Genomic DNA, 513 nt, shown 5'->3' with positions numbered 1-513 from the left:
GCCGTCTACACCATTGTTTGGAGCATCAATATTCGGATAAAAGTTATTGTCTACCAAGGCTTGCTGTAGAGAACGAACTGCATCTCCTCTATCACCTGGGCGTAATGTGTCACCGTATCCTCCGGAGTCTCTTACACTACCAGAACCTGCACCACTGATTCCTAAGGAAGATAATGTCTCTGGCCCTGCAATGCCGTCTACTGTTAATCCATTCATAATTTGATAGCGTCGAACTGCATCTTCTGTGTTGGGTCCGTAAATACCATCTACACCATTGTTTGGAGCACTGATATCTGGATAAAAATTATTGTCTACTAAGGCTTGTTGTAACATTTTCACAGCTTCTCCGGAATCCCCGTGCCGAAGTATTCCGTTTTGTCCTGTAGACCCTCCATCATCTTCTCCAAGAATCCCTAAGGAAGACAATGTCTCTGGTCCTGCAATGCCGTCTACTGTTAACCCATTCATAACTTGATAGCGTCGAACTGCATCTTCTGTATTGGGTCCGTAAAT

At 44.4% G+C, this 513-nt stretch carries 1 protein-coding gene; it reads right to left on the bottom strand.

Features of this window, described 5'->3' with window-relative positions; genetic code table 11:
• Window positions 1-513: peptidoglycan-binding domain-containing protein (locus AHA02nite_RS15000; protein WP_174758206.1), on the bottom strand; the 513-nt coding region annotated here is incomplete at both ends.

It is taken from the genome of Alkalibacillus haloalkaliphilus, assembly GCF_007991275.1.
Lineage (GTDB): Bacteria > Bacillota > Bacilli > Bacillales > Alkalibacillaceae > Alkalibacillus > Alkalibacillus haloalkaliphilus.
This window is presented reverse-complemented; position numbering and strand designations above follow the sequence as displayed.